General features: G+C 61.1%; 13 protein-coding genes. 8 read left to right on the top strand and 5 right to left on the bottom strand.

The window, feature by feature from the left end; all coding sequences use genetic code 11:
* Positions 1–6 precede the first annotated feature (6 nt).
* The 6 genes from J3P77_RS17885 to J3P77_RS17910 all read left to right on the top strand — a co-directional run bounded on the left by J3P77_RS17885 (position 7) and on the right by J3P77_RS17910 (position 6,521).
* Positions 7–1,563: an MBOAT family O-acyltransferase gene (locus J3P77_RS17885; RefSeq protein ID WP_434677911.1), complete on the top strand. Its 1,557-nt coding sequence runs from the start codon at positions 7–9 to the stop codon at positions 1,561–1,563.
* Positions 1,564–1,573: 10 nt separating this feature from the next.
* Positions 1,574–2,749, top strand: coding sequence for an alginate O-acetyltransferase (locus J3P77_RS17890; RefSeq protein WP_434677912.1), 1,176 nt, complete (start codon positions 1,574–1,576; stop codon positions 2,747–2,749).
* A gap of 12 nt (positions 2,750–2,761) precedes the next feature.
* Complete coding sequence (locus J3P77_RS17895) at positions 2,762–3,430, top strand: alginate O-acetyltransferase AlgF (RefSeq protein ID WP_434677913.1); 669 nt, start codon at positions 2,762–2,764, stop codon at positions 3,428–3,430.
* Between the two features lie 116 nt (positions 3,431–3,546).
* Positions 3,547–4,998, top strand: a complete 1,452-nt coding sequence (locus J3P77_RS17900; protein WP_434677914.1) for a mannose-1-phosphate guanylyltransferase/mannose-6-phosphate isomerase — start codon at positions 3,547–3,549, stop codon at positions 4,996–4,998.
* Between the two features lie 199 nt (positions 4,999–5,197).
* Complete coding sequence (locus J3P77_RS17905) at positions 5,198–5,662, top strand: multidrug transporter (RefSeq protein ID WP_434677915.1); 465 nt, start codon at positions 5,198–5,200, stop codon at positions 5,660–5,662.
* 40 nt (positions 5,663–5,702) lie between these two features.
* Entirely contained in the window at positions 5,703–6,521 is an 819-nt protein-coding gene (locus J3P77_RS17910; protein ID WP_434677916.1) for an SDR family oxidoreductase, read from the top strand.
* Positions 6,522–6,662: 141 nt separating this feature from the next.
* Here the strand turns inward: J3P77_RS17910 and J3P77_RS17915 are convergent, their stop codons facing one another.
* The 4 genes from J3P77_RS17915 to J3P77_RS17930 all read right to left on the bottom strand — a co-directional run bounded on the left by J3P77_RS17915 (position 6,663) and on the right by J3P77_RS17930 (position 11,534).
* On the bottom strand, positions 6,663–7,526 hold the full coding sequence (locus J3P77_RS17915; RefSeq protein WP_434677917.1) for an efflux RND transporter periplasmic adaptor subunit: 864 nt from the start codon (positions 7,524–7,526) through the stop codon (positions 6,663–6,665).
* Positions 7,527–7,545: 19 nt separating this feature from the next.
* Positions 7,546–7,746, bottom strand: coding sequence for a DUF1656 domain-containing protein (locus J3P77_RS17920; protein ID WP_434677918.1), 201 nt, complete (start codon positions 7,744–7,746; stop codon positions 7,546–7,548).
* Complete coding sequence (locus tag J3P77_RS17925; RefSeq protein WP_434677919.1) at positions 7,736–9,922, bottom strand: FUSC family protein; 2,187 nt, start codon at positions 9,920–9,922, stop codon at positions 7,736–7,738. Before J3P77_RS17925 ends, J3P77_RS17920 begins: the two co-directional genes overlap by 11 nt.
* 100 nt (positions 9,923–10,022) lie before the next feature.
* Positions 10,023–11,534 (bottom strand): efflux transporter outer membrane subunit, encoded by a 1,512-nt coding sequence (locus J3P77_RS17930; RefSeq protein ID WP_434677920.1) that lies wholly within the window; start codon positions 11,532–11,534, stop codon positions 10,023–10,025.
* 184 nt (positions 11,535–11,718) lie between these two features.
* Between J3P77_RS17930 and J3P77_RS17935 the strand changes: the two genes are divergently transcribed.
* Together J3P77_RS17935 and J3P77_RS17940 are read left to right on the top strand one after the other, a co-directional pair.
* Positions 11,719–12,666 carry a LysR family transcriptional regulator gene (locus tag J3P77_RS17935; RefSeq protein ID WP_434677921.1) on the top strand — a complete coding sequence of 316 codons (948 nt, stop codon included), beginning with the start codon at positions 11,719–11,721 and terminating at the stop codon, positions 12,664–12,666.
* An 87-nt stretch (positions 12,667–12,753) separates the two neighbouring features.
* Positions 12,754–13,728 (top strand): 2-hydroxyacid dehydrogenase, encoded by a 975-nt coding sequence (locus J3P77_RS17940; RefSeq protein WP_434677922.1) that lies wholly within the window; start codon positions 12,754–12,756, stop codon positions 13,726–13,728.
* 156 nt (positions 13,729–13,884) lie between these two features.
* Here J3P77_RS17940 and J3P77_RS17945 read toward each other — a convergent pair whose 3' ends face one another.
* Positions 13,885–14,778, bottom strand: coding sequence for a DMT family transporter (locus J3P77_RS17945; protein WP_434677923.1), 894 nt, complete (start codon positions 14,776–14,778; stop codon positions 13,885–13,887).
* Positions 14,779–14,843 lie beyond the last annotated feature (65 nt).

Here is a 14,843-nt window from a genome sequence, read left to right on the forward strand (position 1 = left end):
ATAAGGATGGTTTTCTCATCCAACGTGTTCCTGTTCCTGTTCTTGCCGATCTTCCTCGGCTTGTACTACTTGAGCGGGCAACGCTATCGCAACCTGCTGTTGCTGATTGCCAGTTACATCTTCTACGCCTGGTGGCGTGTGGACTTCCTGGCGCTGTTCATCGGCGTGACCGTCTGGAACTACTGGATCGGCCTGAGAGTGGGTGCCGCCGGGGTCAGGACCAAACGCGCGCAGCGCTGGTTGCTGCTGGGTGTTGTCGTCGACCTGGGTATTCTGGGCTACTTCAAATACGCCAACTTCGGTGTGGACAGCATCAACGCGGCCATGACTTCCATGGGCCTTGAGCCGTTCATCCTGACCCACGTGCTGTTGCCGATCGGTATCTCGTTCTACGTGTTCGAGTCCATCAGCTACATCATCGACGTCTATCGCGGTGACACGCCGGCGACCCGCAACCTGATCGACTTCGCAGCATTCGTCGCGATCTTCCCGCACCTGATTGCAGGTCCGGTGTTGCGCTTCCGTGACCTGGCCGATCAGTTCAACAATCGTACGCACACGCTGGACAAGTTCTCCGAAGGCTGCACGCGCTTCATGCAGGGTTTCATCAAGAAGGTGTTCATCGCCGATACCCTGGCGGTCGTTGCCGACCATTGCTTCGCCCTGCAGAACCCGACCACGGGCGACGCCTGGCTTGGCGCTCTGGCCTACACCGCGCAGCTGTACTTCGACTTCTCCGGTTACAGCGACATGGCGATCGGTCTGGGTCTGATGATGGGTTTCCGCTTCATGGAAAACTTCAAGCAGCCCTACATCAGCCAGTCGATCACCGAGTTCTGGCGTCGCTGGCATATCAGCCTGTCCACCTGGCTGCGTGATTACCTGTACATCACCCTGGGCGGCAACCGTGGCGGCAAGTTCGCAACCTACCGCAACCTTTTCCTGACCATGCTGTTGGGAGGTCTGTGGCACGGCGCGAACGTCACCTACATCATCTGGGGTGCATGGCACGGCATGTGGCTGGCGATTGAAAAAGCGATCGGCATCAATACCAAGCCATACAGCTTCAACGTGATTCGCTGGGCGTTCACCTTCCTGCTCGTTGTCACTGGCTGGGTGATCTTCCGTGCCGAGAACCTGCATGTCGCCACCCGTATGTACGGCGCGATGTTCAGCTTCGGCGACTGGCAGCTGTCCGAGCTCAACCGCGCAAGCCTGACCGGCCTGCAAGTAGCAACCATGGTCGTGGCTTACGCGACGCTGGCTTACTTCGGCCTGCGTGACTTCTACCAGAACCGCGAGCCGCAGGACCGCAAGGTTGCCAAGGCCGACGGCCCTGCTACTGAACAACCCGGCACCATCAAGGCGGTACCTGGCGACAACCCAGGCAGCCTGCATCTGCCCGGCTACACCGTAGGCGCCGAAGCTCAAGTACAACCGGCCTACTGGACTGCCGACTGGCCCCGCTACGCCATGCGCACGCTGATTCTGCTGCTGTTCGTGGCTTCGATTCTCAAACTTTCGGCGCAAAGCTTCTCGCCGTTCCTTTACTTCCAGTTCTGAGGAGACTGACATGACCCGTTCATTACGAATCCTCTACATCGCGATCTTCCTGGGCCTGCTGCTGGCTCTGGGCATCTGGTCGCTGCGCAGCTTTGCCAACTTCTCCACGTCGACCGAGACCACCGTGCTCGACGGCAAATGGACCAAGGCGGCAGAGACGCACTACGACGACGAGTTTCCGATCAAGCGGCTGGGCACCAACCTCTGGGCGGCGCTGGACTACAAGCTGTTCAACGAAGGCCGTCCTGGCGTGGTGCTTGGCAAGGATCAGTGGCTGTACACCGACGAAGAGTTCGACGCGGTGGTCAACGCCGAGCAGAACGAAGCCGATAACCTGGCGCTGATTCAGGGTGTCCGCGACACCCTGGAGGCCAAGGGCAGCAAGCTGGTTCTGGCCATCGTCCCGGCCAAGACCCGCTTGTATCCCGAGCACATCGGTGACAACAAGCCGGCCAGCCTGCACGTCGATCTTTATCAGCAGTTCCACGCCGAAGTGGCCAAGGCCGGCATCGTCGCGCCGGATCTGCTCGCCCCGCTGCAAGCGGCCAAGCAGAAAGGCCAGGTGTTCCTGCGTACTGACACCCACTGGACGCCCATGGGCGCCGAAGTGGCCGCGCAGCAACTGGGGCTGACCATTGCCGAGAAGGCGCCGCTGGAAGGTGAACCCGCGCAGTTTGTTACCCAGGCCAAGGACAGCGCCCCTTATAAGGGCGACCTGACCAACTTCCTGCCGCTGGACCCACTTTTCACAAATTTGCTGCCAAAACCAGATACTTTGCAACAAATGAGCACCGATCTTGTCCAATCTGCGCCAACCGGTGACGACGCTCTTTTTGCAGACAGCGAGGTACCGGTCGGCCTGGTTGGCACCAGTTACAGCGCCAACCCGAACTGGAATTTCGTAGGTGCGCTCAAGCAGGCACTGCGCAGCGACGTGGTCAATTACGCCGAAGACGGCAAAGGCCCGATCCTGCCAATGCTCAAGTACCTGCAAACAGATGCATTCAAGAATTCAGCGCCACAAGTGGTGATCTGGGAATTCCCTGAACGTTATCTGCCCGCTCACAACGACCTTGGCGAGTTTGATCCACAGTGGATCGCCGAGCTGAAGAAATCGCGTGATAACCAAGAAAATCTGGCACTAAACGCCAAACAATCCGAGTCGCCCAACCGGGCGCAAAACTGAGAGGACTGACTCATGACCTTACAGAAAACTCCAAATCGTCTGGCTAAAAACCGCCTGTTCAAAACCTGCGCCATGGCTGCCGGCCTGGGCCTGATGTCCTTGCAAGCGTTTGCCGGTGATTCGGCTCTGTACGGCCCGACCGCACCGAAAGGCTCGACCTTTGTGCGTGTCTACAACGCCAGCAGCGCTGAAATCAGCGCCAGCGTCGGCAACACCAACATGAACGAAGTTGCGCCGTTGGGCAGCACCGCGTTCAGCTTCATGCCACAGGGCGACTACACCGCCAAGCTGGGTAGCCAGACCGTGCCGGTGAAACTGGCCAGCGATCACTACTACACCCTGGTCAACCACGCGAGCGGCAAGCCGCAACTGGTGGAAGAGCCTCCATTCCGCAACAAGCAAAAGTCGCTGGTTCGCGTTCAGAACCTCACCGACAAATCCCTGACCCTCAAGACTGCCGATGGCAAGACCGAGGTCGTCAAGACCGTAGCCGCCAAGGGCACTGGCGAGCGTGAGATCAACCCCGTCAAGGTCAGCCTGGCGCTGTACGACGGCGACAAGAAAGTCACTGATGTGAAACCGGTAGCGCTGGAGCGTGGCGAAGCCGCCGTGCTGTACATCACCGGCAGCGGCAACAGCCTGTCGCCAGTGTGGGTCAAGCCACCTGTCGCTAACCGCTAAACGGATTTGATCGGTCGGTCACGGCCCTGCCCATGACCGACCGACGCGGTACAAGAACGAGAAAGAAACGACAGAAACGACGTACAGCCCTTATTGAATGCTATTGGAGAAACAAAATGATTCCAGTGATCTTGTCAGGCGGTAGCGGTTCACGACTCTGGCCGCTTTCGCGCAAGCAATTCCCGAAACAGTTCCTGGCACTGACCGGCGAACACACGCTTTTCCAACAGACGCTTGAGCGTCTGGTCTTCGACGGCATGCAACAGCCGATCGTAGTCTGCAACAAGGAACACCGTTTCATCGTCACCGAACAGCTGGCGGCCCTGAAACTGCAAACCCAGGCGATCCTGATGGAACCGTTTGGTCGCAACACCGCACCGGCCGTGGCCCTGACCGCGATGAAGCTGGTCAATGAAGGCAACGACGGCCTGATGCTGGTCATGCCGGCCGACCACGTCATCGAAGACCAGAAAGCGCTGCAACGCGCACTGGCTCTGGCGACTGTCGCCGCCGAACGCGGTGAGATGGTGCTGTTCGGCGTTCCGGCCACCAAACCGGAAACAGGTTATGGCTACATCAAGTCCACCGCCGACGCCCTGCTGCCTGAAGGCGTGAGCCGCGTATCGCAGTTCGTCGAGAAGCCGGACGAAGTGCGCGCCGCCGAGTTCGTCGAAGCCGGCGGTTACTACTGGAACAGCGGCATGTTCCTGTTCCGTGCCAGCCGCTTCCTGGAAGAGCTGAAAAAGCACGATCCGGACATCTACGACACCTGCATGCTGACCCTGGAGCGCAGCGTTCACGACGGCGACGCGGTCGAGATCGATGCAGCCACCTTCGCATGCTGCCCGGACAACTCCATCGACTACGCCGTGATGGAAAAAACCCAGCGCGCTTGCGTAGTGCCACTGACAGCAGGCTGGAGCGACGTGGGTTGCTGGTCGTCGCTGTGGGACGTCCATGAGAAAGACGCAAACGGCAACGTGACCAAGGGTGACGTGGTCATCCAGGACAGCCGCAACTGCATGATCCATGGCAACGGCAAGCTGGTATCGGTGATCGGTCTGGACAACATCGTGGTTGTCGAAACCAAGGACGCGATGATGATTGCCCACAAGGACAAGGTCCAGGGCGTCAAGCAGATGGTCAACACCCTGAACGAACAGGGCCGTACCGAGACCCAGAACCACCTCGAAGTTTACCGTCCGTGGGGTTCCTACGACTCGGTGGACATGGGCGGCCGTTTCCAGGTCAAGCGCATTTCGGTCAAGCCAGGCGCGTGCCTGTCGCTGCAGATGCACCACCACCGCGCCGAGCACTGGATCGTGGTGTCGGGTACTGCTCAGGTCACCTGCGACGAGAACGTGTTCCTGCTGACTGAAAACCAGTCCACCTACATCCCGATCGCTTCGGTACACCGCCTGAAAAACCCAGGCAAGATCCCGCTGGAGATCATCGAAGTGCAATCGGGCAGCTACCTGGGCGAAGACGATATCGAGCGGTTCGAAGATATCTACGGTCGTTCGGGCGCACTGGAAGCGGGCGTGAAGACCCAGACCATCGCGCGCTGATAACAGGCAAGCGGCAGGCGGAAAACCTGACCCTCAACACTTTTCTGCGTATCCCCATCCGCAGGAGAGTGTTGAGGGTTTTTTGTGCCAATCAAAAAATACCGCTGAATCGCGCCGCGCGAGGTCTTTGCCGGCCCATTGGCAACTCACACCTCGCTTTCTGTAGGATGTCCGCTTCACCTTCAAAGAGACGCGACTCATGTTGATCGGTGTGCTGCTCATCCTGGCCTGGCTTATCCTGCTGCTGCGCTACCCTGCCAAGGCGCTGCCGGTGTCGCTGGCGGCCGTGGTCGGTCTGGCTATCGTCGCCGCCGTCGTGGTCTGGCAGGACAGCCGCGAGACACACCAGCTGGAGCGGCTGGATATTCGCCTTGGCTACGCGCCACAGGCATGCCCGGCCGACCGGCCGCTGCAGGTGCAGATCACCAATACCAACCGGGTGCCGTTGCATGAGCTGCGCTGGCGAATCGCGGCCTATGCGCCGGGCGACACGGTGAATCTGGCGGACAACACCTACACTTCGGCACGCTATCGCGGCCCCGGTGCGCTGCAAGCGGACGCGCAGTGGCAGGACTGCGTGCCGCTTCCGGCGTTGCGTAACGGCTATCGCCCGCAGACGCTGGAATTTCGTGCGGAACACCTGCAAGGCAGTTTCTCGGATTGACCTCTATTGTTTTCTTCACAAGCCTTTACAAGGACCTGCCATGCCCATCGCTCTGATTACAGGCTGTTCCAGCGGCATCGGCCGCGCGCTGGCCGATGCTTTCAAGGCCACCGGCTATGAGGTCTGGGCCACGGCTCGCCGCGCCGAAGACGTCGCCGCATTGAGCGCCGCCGGGTTCATCGCGGTGCAGCTGGATGTCAACGACAGCGTTACGCTGGAGCAGATCGCCGCATCGCTGGAGCACGGCGGTCTGGACGTATTGATCAACAACGCCGGTTACGGCGCGATGGGTCCGTTGCTCGACGGCGGCGTGGAGGCCATGCAGCGCCAGTTCGAAACCAATGTGTTTTCCGTCGTCGGCGTCACCCGTGCGCTGTTCCCGGCGTTGCGTCGCAATAAAGGGTTGGTGATCAACATCGGCAGCGTTTCGGGGATTCTGGTCACGCCATTCGCCGGCGCCTACTGCGCATCCAAGGCCGCCGTTCATGCGATCAGCGATGCCTTGCGTCTGGAGCTGGCGCCGTTCGGGGTGCAGGTCATGGAAGTCCAGCCCGGTGCAATCGCTTCGAGCTTCGCCAAAAACGCCAGTAATCAGGCTGAGCAACTGATCAACGAACAGAGCCCTTGGTGGCCGGTGCGAGAAGGCATCCGCACACGGGCCAAAGCCTCCCAGGACAATCCTACGCCCGCTACGGACTTCGCCCGCGACGTGCTCAAAGCCGCCCAACAAGCCAACCCGCCACGTCTGCTGCGCCTGGGCAACGGCTCGCGGGCGCTTCCGCTGTTGGCGCAATGGCTGCCCAAAGGGTTGCTGGAGAAGGTGTTGAGCAGACGATTCGGGTTGAATACGTCGTTGTAGCTGGTTTCTGCAGTTGGTGGCTCGCCGCTCACGCGTGGGAGGGAGCTTGCTCGCGACGACTGTCTAACCGCCCCTACAAGGGCGACTGACACACCGCAGTCGCGAGCAAGCGCCCTCCCACAGTTTTCGCCGTCACAAGGATCAATGCACATCCGCAGGATTCACGATTACCGTGCAGGTGATTCCGGCAGCCAGCAGTACATTGTCCGGCACCGGGTCCAGGTGGATGCGAACCGGTACGCGCTGGGCCAGGCGTACCCAGTTGAAGGTCGGGTTGACGTCGGCGATCAGCTCCCGGCTTTCTGGATTGTCACGGTCGTAGATCCCTCGGGCGATGCTTTCGACCTGGCCGGTGAGTACCTGGCCGCTCATCAATTGCATTTCTGCAGGGTCGCCGACCTGAACGCGGGGCAGTTTGGTTTCTTCGAAAAAGCCGTAGACCCAGAACGAGTTCATGTCGACTACCGCCATCTTGGCGTCGCCGATCCGCGCGTAGTCGCCCCGGTGGACGTTGAGGTTGGTGACATAACCGTCAACCGACGCCAGAACCCGGGTGCGAGACAGGTTCAGCTCGGCGGCTTCCAGCTGCGCCTGGGCCATCTGGTAATCGGCCAGTGCCGATGAAGCAATGTTGCTGGCGTCGTCGCGGTTTTCCGCAGAGATCACCAGCTCGTCCATGTCCGCCCGGCGCTTGGCGTTGAGCTTGCGCATCTCCCATGTGGCTTTGCGGGAGGCCAACAACGCCTGGGCCTGCTTGACCGCCAGTTGGTAATGCTCCGGATCGATCTGCATCAGCAGGTCGCCCTTCTTCACCCGCTGGTTGTCACGCACGGGCACGTCGACCACGATCCCGGACACGTCGGCCGCCACATTGATGATGTCGGCGCGAACCCGGCCGTCGCGGGTCCACGGGGTGTCCATGTAATGCACCCACAGCGTCCTGCCAATCACAATGGCCAGGGCCAGGACCAGCAGCGTGGCAATAAAACTGAACAGCTTTTTCATCGAAATTCTCGAACCGGGGTCAGCGATAAAGAGGCAGCGCCAGGGCGCCGAACAGGCAAACGAACAGGCTCAGGCGCAGCAGCGCCGGGTGCCAGAAGAATCGGTACAGGTCCAGCCCGGACAACAACCGGTCCAGCGCCCAGGCCAGCACACCGGCGATCAGAAACATCAGGGTCATGCTGGGCATGTACAGGCCGTGGAAGGCGATTTCACGGGGCACTGGAAGGTCCTTGTGCAAAGCGGTCAGGCGCATAGGTCGCCAGCGGTGATTGTGGGTCGAGCAGCGAGCTGCGTATGAAGTGCAGGTAACTCTTGACCCGGCGCAGCACCGAGGTGTCGAAGTGCGAGGCGAAAGGCTCGTCGGTGCGCTGGACGCGCTCAATGGCATGATCGACAGCGTTCAGGCAGCGTTCGAGGTTGCTGGCGTCCGGCTGGATGAACAGGCGGATCAAGGCGCGGCCCATGGCCCGGATCGCAATGCGCCAGGAACGATATTCCGCATAGCTGGGGTGAACCGGCAGCACCGCCTGCTCACGCCGCAGCTCGATCACCGCATGGCCGATTTCCAGTACTACGAACATCCAGCGCAGCAGTTCGCGCTGCACCAGAGGTTTGCCGATCGCCAGGCCATATGCCTGGTGCATCAGGTCACGGGTCTGGCTTTCAAAGCTGGAGCCGAGCCGGTTCAATGGCGCGCTGATGGCGAACACCACCTGTCGGCGCAACTCGTTCTCCATTCGCATCCACATCCAGCGACTGTTGGGCGGCAGGATGATCGCGCCAGCCGCCGCGCACAGCAGCATGCCGATGACCATGGCGATGTAGTCGTTGATAAAGGTGTAAGGGTTGTAGATCGTCAGGTTGTCAGGCACCGAACCGATGCTGAAGAAAATCAGCAGGCCCAGCCCATAACCGGACCACTGCGGGCGTGAGCCCAGGAACGCGCCGAACATGAAGACCGGAGCGAGCAACACGCACAACAGCGGAAAACCGTCGACGTGCGGGAACAGAAAAAAGGTTTCGACAAAGCCTGCGATGGCGCCGAGCAATGTGCCGCAGGCCATCTGGAAGGACAGCCGTCGCGGGTTGTTGGTGGTCGACGACAATGCAACCGTCGCCGCTGATGCGAGGGTCATCATCGCGCCGCTGGGCCAGGCGGTGAGCACCCAGTACGCGCTCATCAGGCCCACCACACAACTGGCGCGAAGCCCGGCTGCCAGCGCGGTCATCCAGTGCGTTCTGGGAACGAAGGACTCCTGCCACATTTCGCGCACGTGGTTATGGTCCGCCAGAGAAGCGTGGGTTTCGGCGTAGTTGAGCAACTCGCCGACGAAGCGATACAACAGTTCATAAGCGGTGTGGAAATCCAGCAGCTCGGCTTCGCTCGGCCCGGTCTGTTCCAGCTCGGCTCTGGCGCTGCGCACCCGGCGCGGGAAATCCGCCTTGAACGACTCCAGCCGCTGCACCAGGTGCAGCGCATCGTTGTTGGTCAGGGCGCGGTCGGCGAACGCTTCCAACAGATCGGTCAGCCCGTCGATGCCCGGCTCGATATGCATGATCAGCGAACCTGCCCGCTCGGCCCGCAGCCTTTCGAGCAACTGGTGCATCGCATTGAACCGCGTCGTGATCGCCATGAACTCGCTGTTGAGGCGGTTCAATCGACCGTTGCGCCTGCGCATGTGCGGGTCCTCGAAGACAGTGACGCTGCGCAGCCCTTCCAGGCCGATGGCCTCGGCCACGAAGCGCACGTTGCCTGTCTCGAACGCGGCTTGTTCATGACGGCCGTGCAGCCCTTCGACGACGAAACGGGCGAACACGCCGAAGCGCAGGTACAGCGCGTTGCGCATGGCGGCAGCCGAACTCTGCGGCAGGATGGCGGCGGTGATCGCCGTGGAGCAGACGATCCCCAGCGAAATCTCCAGCACCCGCCAGACTGCTGCCATGAACGAGCCCTCCGGGTGCGCGAGCGCGGGCAAGCCGGCCATTGCCGCGGTGTAGCCGGCGAGCACAAAGCCGTAGGCGCGGAAGTTGCGATAGCGCGCGCCCCCCGCCGAGCAGAGCCCGACCCACAGCGCAAGGCAGCCCAGAAACGGCACCGAATTCTGGGCGAACAGCGCCATCAACAGGACCATCATCACCGAGCCGGCCAGCGTACCCAGCAAGCGATAGAAGCTTTTTGCGAACACCTGCCCGCTCTGCGGCTGCATCACGATAAACACCGTGATCACGGCCGTCCGCGGTTGCGGCAACTCCAGGCGCAGCGCCACCCAATAGGTAACAAACGCAGCGAGCAGCACCTTGAAGATATAGATCCAGGTCACCCCGTCGCTGCGCGCCCAACCGTTGAATTCACGACGCCAGGGTAAGGCCGTGAGTTGTTGCAGGAGGTGGGTCATTGGATAAGGCCGTAGGAGTGCGCTTGCCCGCGATGCCCTGTCGCGGGCAAGCGCGCTCCTGCCGGAACTGCGCGCGATTCATGACAGCGGACAAATCGCATCATTGATGAAGCACCGCCAACACCGCCGGGGTCTTGGGCGCCTGGGTCTGCTCATCGCCTGGCGTGTCATCACCCGCCGACAGGCCGCCGCCCAGCGCAACCACAAGGCCGGCGTAAGCAGTCAGACGCGCGGCTTCGACCTGCTGCTGAATTTGCTGCTGGCGGAATAGCAGAGTCTGCGCATTGAGCACATTCAGGTAGTCGGTCAGGCCGCGCTGGTAGGCAATCATCGCGATGTCATAGGTCTTTTGCGCCGAAGCGACCGACTCGGCGGCGAACACTTGCTGCTTGTCCATCGATTCGCGACGAATCAGCTGATCGGAAATACTCTTGAGGGCCATCACCAGCGTCTGGTTGTACTGCGCCACGGCGATGTCGTAACCGGCCGAAGCCTGCCCGAGCTCGGCACGCAGACGACCGGCGTCGAAAATCGGCAGGCTGATGGCCGGGCCCACTTTGTAGCTGAATTTTTTGCCGGTCAGAAACTCCAGCATCCCGCCGCCGGTTGCCATGTAGCCCAGGCTGCCGACCAGATCGACATTGGGGTAAAAACCGGCGTGGGCGACGTCGATACCGCGAGCCTGGGCGGCAACTGCCCAGCGACTGGCGACAACGTCCGGACGCTGACCCAGCAACTGCGCAGGCAGTGCCGAAGGCAAGCGCAGCGCAGTGCGCAACGACAACGTCGGTCGCTGCGCGGCTACAGGTTCACCCGGTCCCTTGCCCGTCAGCGCCGCCAACTGGTTACGACCTAGCGCAATCGCTTCTTCAAGCGCATCGATCTGCCGATGGGTTTCCGGCAGGACGCTATCGGCCTGGCTCACTTCGAAGTGCGTACCCAGGCCACCTTTCAGACGTCGTTGAGCAAGGTCCAGAAGCTGTTGTTGCTGGCTGAGAGTCGCTTCGGCGATATCGAGCTGCGCGTAGTTCAACGACAGCTGGATGTAGGCGCGGACGATATTTTCCTGCAGCTCCAGCTGTGCCTGGCGCTGTTGCGCGGCGCTCTGATGCGCCATGTCAAGCGCCTGTTCGCTGGCGTTACGGTCACGCCCCCAGAAATCCAGCGGGTAGCTCAAGCCAAGCGCTGCATTGTTGTCCCAGGTGCGAGTATCGGCCAGGGCGCCCGGCCCATAGAACTGATCGTTCGGCCAGCCGTGACGCGCCAGGTTTGCCGTCGCGTTGACCTGAGGGCCTTCGGCAGATTCGGCAAGGCCTGCCATCGCTCTGGCCTGACGCACCCTGGCCGCCGCGATGGCAAGACTCGGGCTGCCCTCGACGGCGAGTTCGATCAAACGGTTCAGTTGGGGGTCGGCATACGCACGCCACCACTGGCCGGTCGGCCAGTGTGCGTCCTGTGCAGCGCTCTGGATCGCCTTGTCAGTGGCCAGGCCATCGACTGACAATGCGCTGCCTTGAGGTGCGATTCCGTGGGTTCCGATACAGCCGCTGATGACAAATGATAAAGCCAGAACACTGAGGGGCTTGAACCCTCCGATGATGCGACGCGGCACAGCTGCAAGTTCCCGAATGGAGATGAAGCACCTTTGAGTGGCGCGATTCTAGGGGGCGGCTGGCACGGCGATAAGCATGGAGAAATGTGAATCTTTATTACAGATTCGGTGATAATCCGACGGTAAGGCTGACATGGATCAGTAACTTCATGTCACAATTTGGTATCTCTCCAGAGAAACTCCCATGGACACCCTGCAAAACATGCGCGCCTTCAGTTGTGTGGCGCAAGCGGGCAGCTTCACCGCAGCCGCTGCACAGCTGGACACCACCACTGCCAACGTATCGCGCGCCGTCTCGAACCTCGAAGCCCATCTGCAAACCCGTCTGCTGAACCGCACCACCCGGCGCATCGCGCTGACCGAAGCGGGCAAGCGTTATCTGCTGCGCTGCGAGCAGATTCTGGCCTCGGTGGAAGAAGCCGAAGCCGAAGCCAGCGATGCCCACGCGCGCCCCGCCGGCCAGCTCAAGGTGCATTCGATGCCCGGCGTTGCCCAGCATTACGTGATTGACGCCATCGCACGCTATCGGCGTAATCACCCGGACGTCTCCTTCGACCTGACCATGACCAACCGCGTGCCCGACCTGCTTGAAGAGGGCTATGACGTTTCAATCGTGCTGGCCAGCGAGCTGCCGGACTCGGGTTTCGTCTCCCAGCGGCTGGGCATCACCTACAGCATCGTGTGTGCGTCGCCGGAGTACGTCAAAACCTTCGGCATGCCGCACAAGCCCGCGGAGCTGCTCAACCACGCCTGCCTGCGCCTGGTGAGCCCGGTCTTTCCGCTGGAGAAATGGCTGTTCGACGGTCCTGAAGGTCAGGAAATGGTGACCATCACCCAGTCGCCGCTGCTGGTCAATTCCGCGGATGCCATGCAGACCGCGATCTCCAGCGGAATGGGCGTCGGCATCCTGCCGATCTATTCGGCCATTGACGGCCTGCGCAACGGGTCGCTGGTGCGGGTGCTGCCCGACTATCGTTCGCAGGAGCTGAACCTGTACGCCATCTATCCGTCGCGTCAGTACCTGGATGCCAAGATCAAGACCTGGGTGGAATACCTGCGCGGTTCCTTGCCGGAAATCCTCGCGGCGGACGAGGCGGACCTGCACGTTCAGGCGCTTAAAGGCTTGGCATGACATCGTACAACTGAAAAAAATCGGCTGCCAAAGGGTGGGCAGGAATGTTAGGTTGCTTAGCATCAACCGCTCAAGAGTGACTGCCCAATGAAAAAAACCGTACTCGCCTTCAGCCGTGTTTCCCCTGAGCTGGCCGAACGCCTGTCTGAGGAATTCAACGTCATCGTGCCCGACCCCAAGCTGGGTGACATCAGCGCTCAGTTCAACGAGGCGTTGCCCGAATCGCACGGCCTGATCGGCTCCGGTCGCAAGCTGGGCCGTGAACAGTTGGAGAGCGCGAAGAAGCTGGAGGTGATTTCGAGCATTTCAGTGGGCTATGACAATTACGATGTCGGCTACCTGAGCGAGCGCGGCATCATGCTCACCAACACCCCGGACGTGCTGACCGAAAGCACCGCCGACCTGGGGTTCTCGCTGATCATGAGCAGCGCCCGCCGCGTCGCGGAACTGGATGCCTGGACCAAGTCCGGCCAGTGGAAGCGCAGCATCGAGGCGCCGCATTTCGGCACCGACGTGTATGGCAAGACTCTGGGCATCGTCGGCATGGGCAACATCGGCGCGGCCATCGCCCGTCGCGGTCGCCTGGGCTTCAACATGCCGATTCTGTACAGCGGCAACAGCCACAAGCCCGAGCTGGAAAAAGAGCTGGGCGCGCAGTTCCGCAGCCTGGACCAGTTGCTGGCCGAATCCGATTTCGTGTGTCTGGTCGTGCCGCTGAGCGAAAAGACCAGGCACATGATTGGTCGTCGTGAACTGTCGCTGATGAAGCCGAACGCCATTCTGGTGAACATCGCCCGCGGCCCGATCGTCGACGAACCGGCACTGATCGAAGCCCTGCAGAACGGCACTATTCGTGGCGCGGGCCTGGATGTGTATGAGAAGGAACCACTGAGCGAGTCGCCGCTGTTCCAGCTCAAGAATGCCGTCACCCTGCCCCATATCGGTTCCGCCACCTCCGAGACCCGCGACGCCATGGCCAATCGCGCCTGCGACAACCTGCGCAGCGCACTGCTGGGCAGCAAGCCGCAGGATCTGGTGAACCCGCAGGTGTGGAAGGGCTGATGCCTTGAGGTACTTCCCGTTACAGGAAGTACCTCGTTTTGTGGGAGGGAGCTTGCTCGCGACTTCCGGATCACAGACTGAAAACTTGTTGTGAATCCGCAGCCCTCATCGCCAGCGAGCTGACTCCTACATTGCTCGCGCCCAGCCTGATGGCCGTCACGCCCTCGCAGGCACCAGCACCGGCCTGGGTTTTCTGAACACCAGGACGTTACCCAGCATCACCAGCACCAGCCCGAACAATGCCGGCATGGTCCACTGGTAACCCTCGACCCACGCCGAGATATTCAGCGCCACCACCGGGAACAGTACGGTGCAGTAGGCCGCGCGTTCCGGGCCCATGCTGCCGACCAGGGTCAGGTAGGCGGTAAACCCGATGACCGAGCCTGGCACCACCAGATACAACAACGAACCGACGTAACGCCCGTTCCATTCGAAGTCGTACGGCGTGCCGCTGGCCACGCAGTACAGACCCAGAATCGCGGCCCCGTAAAACATGCCCCAGGCATTGGTGGTCAGCGGTCGCAGGCCGGCTTTCTGCTGCATGCTGGACAGCATATTGCCCGCCGAGAAACACAGGGTGCCCAACAGGGCCAGGCCAAGCCCCAACAGCGTTTCGAAACTGGCGCCATGCCCGGACAGCTCCGGCCAGAACAGAAAGCCCAGGCCCAGCAAGCCCATGCCGCCGCCCGCCAGCACATTGCTTGCCACGCGCTGGCGGAAGAAGATCCTCGCATTCAGCGCATTCCATAGCGTGGCGGTAGAGAACACCACGGCGATCAGGCCGCTGGGGATCCAGCGGCTGGCGCTGTAGAAACACATGAAATTGATGCAGAACAGGCACAGGCCCTGCGCCAGACAGATCAGTTGCCCACGACGATTGACCGGTTGCAGCCGCCGGCTCAGCAGCAGAATCGCGAACAGCACCAGCGCCGCCAGGGCAAAGCGATAGAAGATCGAAACGGGGATCGCGACCACACCCAGTTGCAGTTTCAAGGCGATCCAGGTCGTACCCCAGATCAGCACGGTCAGCAGGTAAAGCGAGATGTTCATGATGCGGCTCCTTTGCGAGCCCGCAGTCTGAGGCGCGAATTGCCCGGGCCGTTTGCACAAACTTG

It is taken from the genome of Pseudomonas sp. R1-18, assembly GCF_051132095.1.
GTDB lineage: Bacteria > Pseudomonadota > Gammaproteobacteria > Pseudomonadales > Pseudomonadaceae > Aquipseudomonas.

Bases quoted from the DNA above. Each gene is read 5' to 3' on its own strand.
- J3P77_RS17885 (WP_434677911.1), top strand. From the start codon at position 7: ATGGTTTTCTCATCCAACGTGTTCCTGTTCCTGTTCTTGCCGATCTTC.
- J3P77_RS17935 (WP_434677921.1), top strand. From the start codon at position 11,719: ATGGACACCCTGCAAAACATGCGCGCCTTCAGTTGTGTGGCGCAAGCG.
- J3P77_RS17945 (WP_434677923.1), bottom strand. From the start codon at position 14,778: ATGAACATCTCGCTTTACCTGCTGACCGTGCTGATCTGGGGTACGACC.
- J3P77_RS17895 (WP_434677913.1), top strand. From the start codon at position 2,762: ATGACCTTACAGAAAACTCCAAATCGTCTGGCTAAAAACCGCCTGTTC.
- J3P77_RS17940 (WP_434677922.1), top strand. From the start codon at position 12,754: ATGAAAAAAACCGTACTCGCCTTCAGCCGTGTTTCCCCTGAGCTGGCC.
- J3P77_RS17900 (WP_434677914.1), top strand. From the start codon at position 3,547: ATGATTCCAGTGATCTTGTCAGGCGGTAGCGGTTCACGACTCTGGCCG.
- J3P77_RS17905 (WP_434677915.1), top strand. From the start codon at position 5,198: ATGTTGATCGGTGTGCTGCTCATCCTGGCCTGGCTTATCCTGCTGCTG.
- J3P77_RS17910 (WP_434677916.1), top strand. From the start codon at position 5,703: ATGCCCATCGCTCTGATTACAGGCTGTTCCAGCGGCATCGGCCGCGCG.
- J3P77_RS17925 (WP_434677919.1), bottom strand. From the start codon at position 9,922: ATGACCCACCTCCTGCAACAACTCACGGCCTTACCCTGGCGTCGTGAA.
- J3P77_RS17890 (WP_434677912.1), top strand. From the start codon at position 1,574: ATGACCCGTTCATTACGAATCCTCTACATCGCGATCTTCCTGGGCCTG.
- J3P77_RS17915 (WP_434677917.1), bottom strand. From the start codon at position 7,526: ATGAAAAAGCTGTTCAGTTTTATTGCCACGCTGCTGGTCCTGGCCCTG.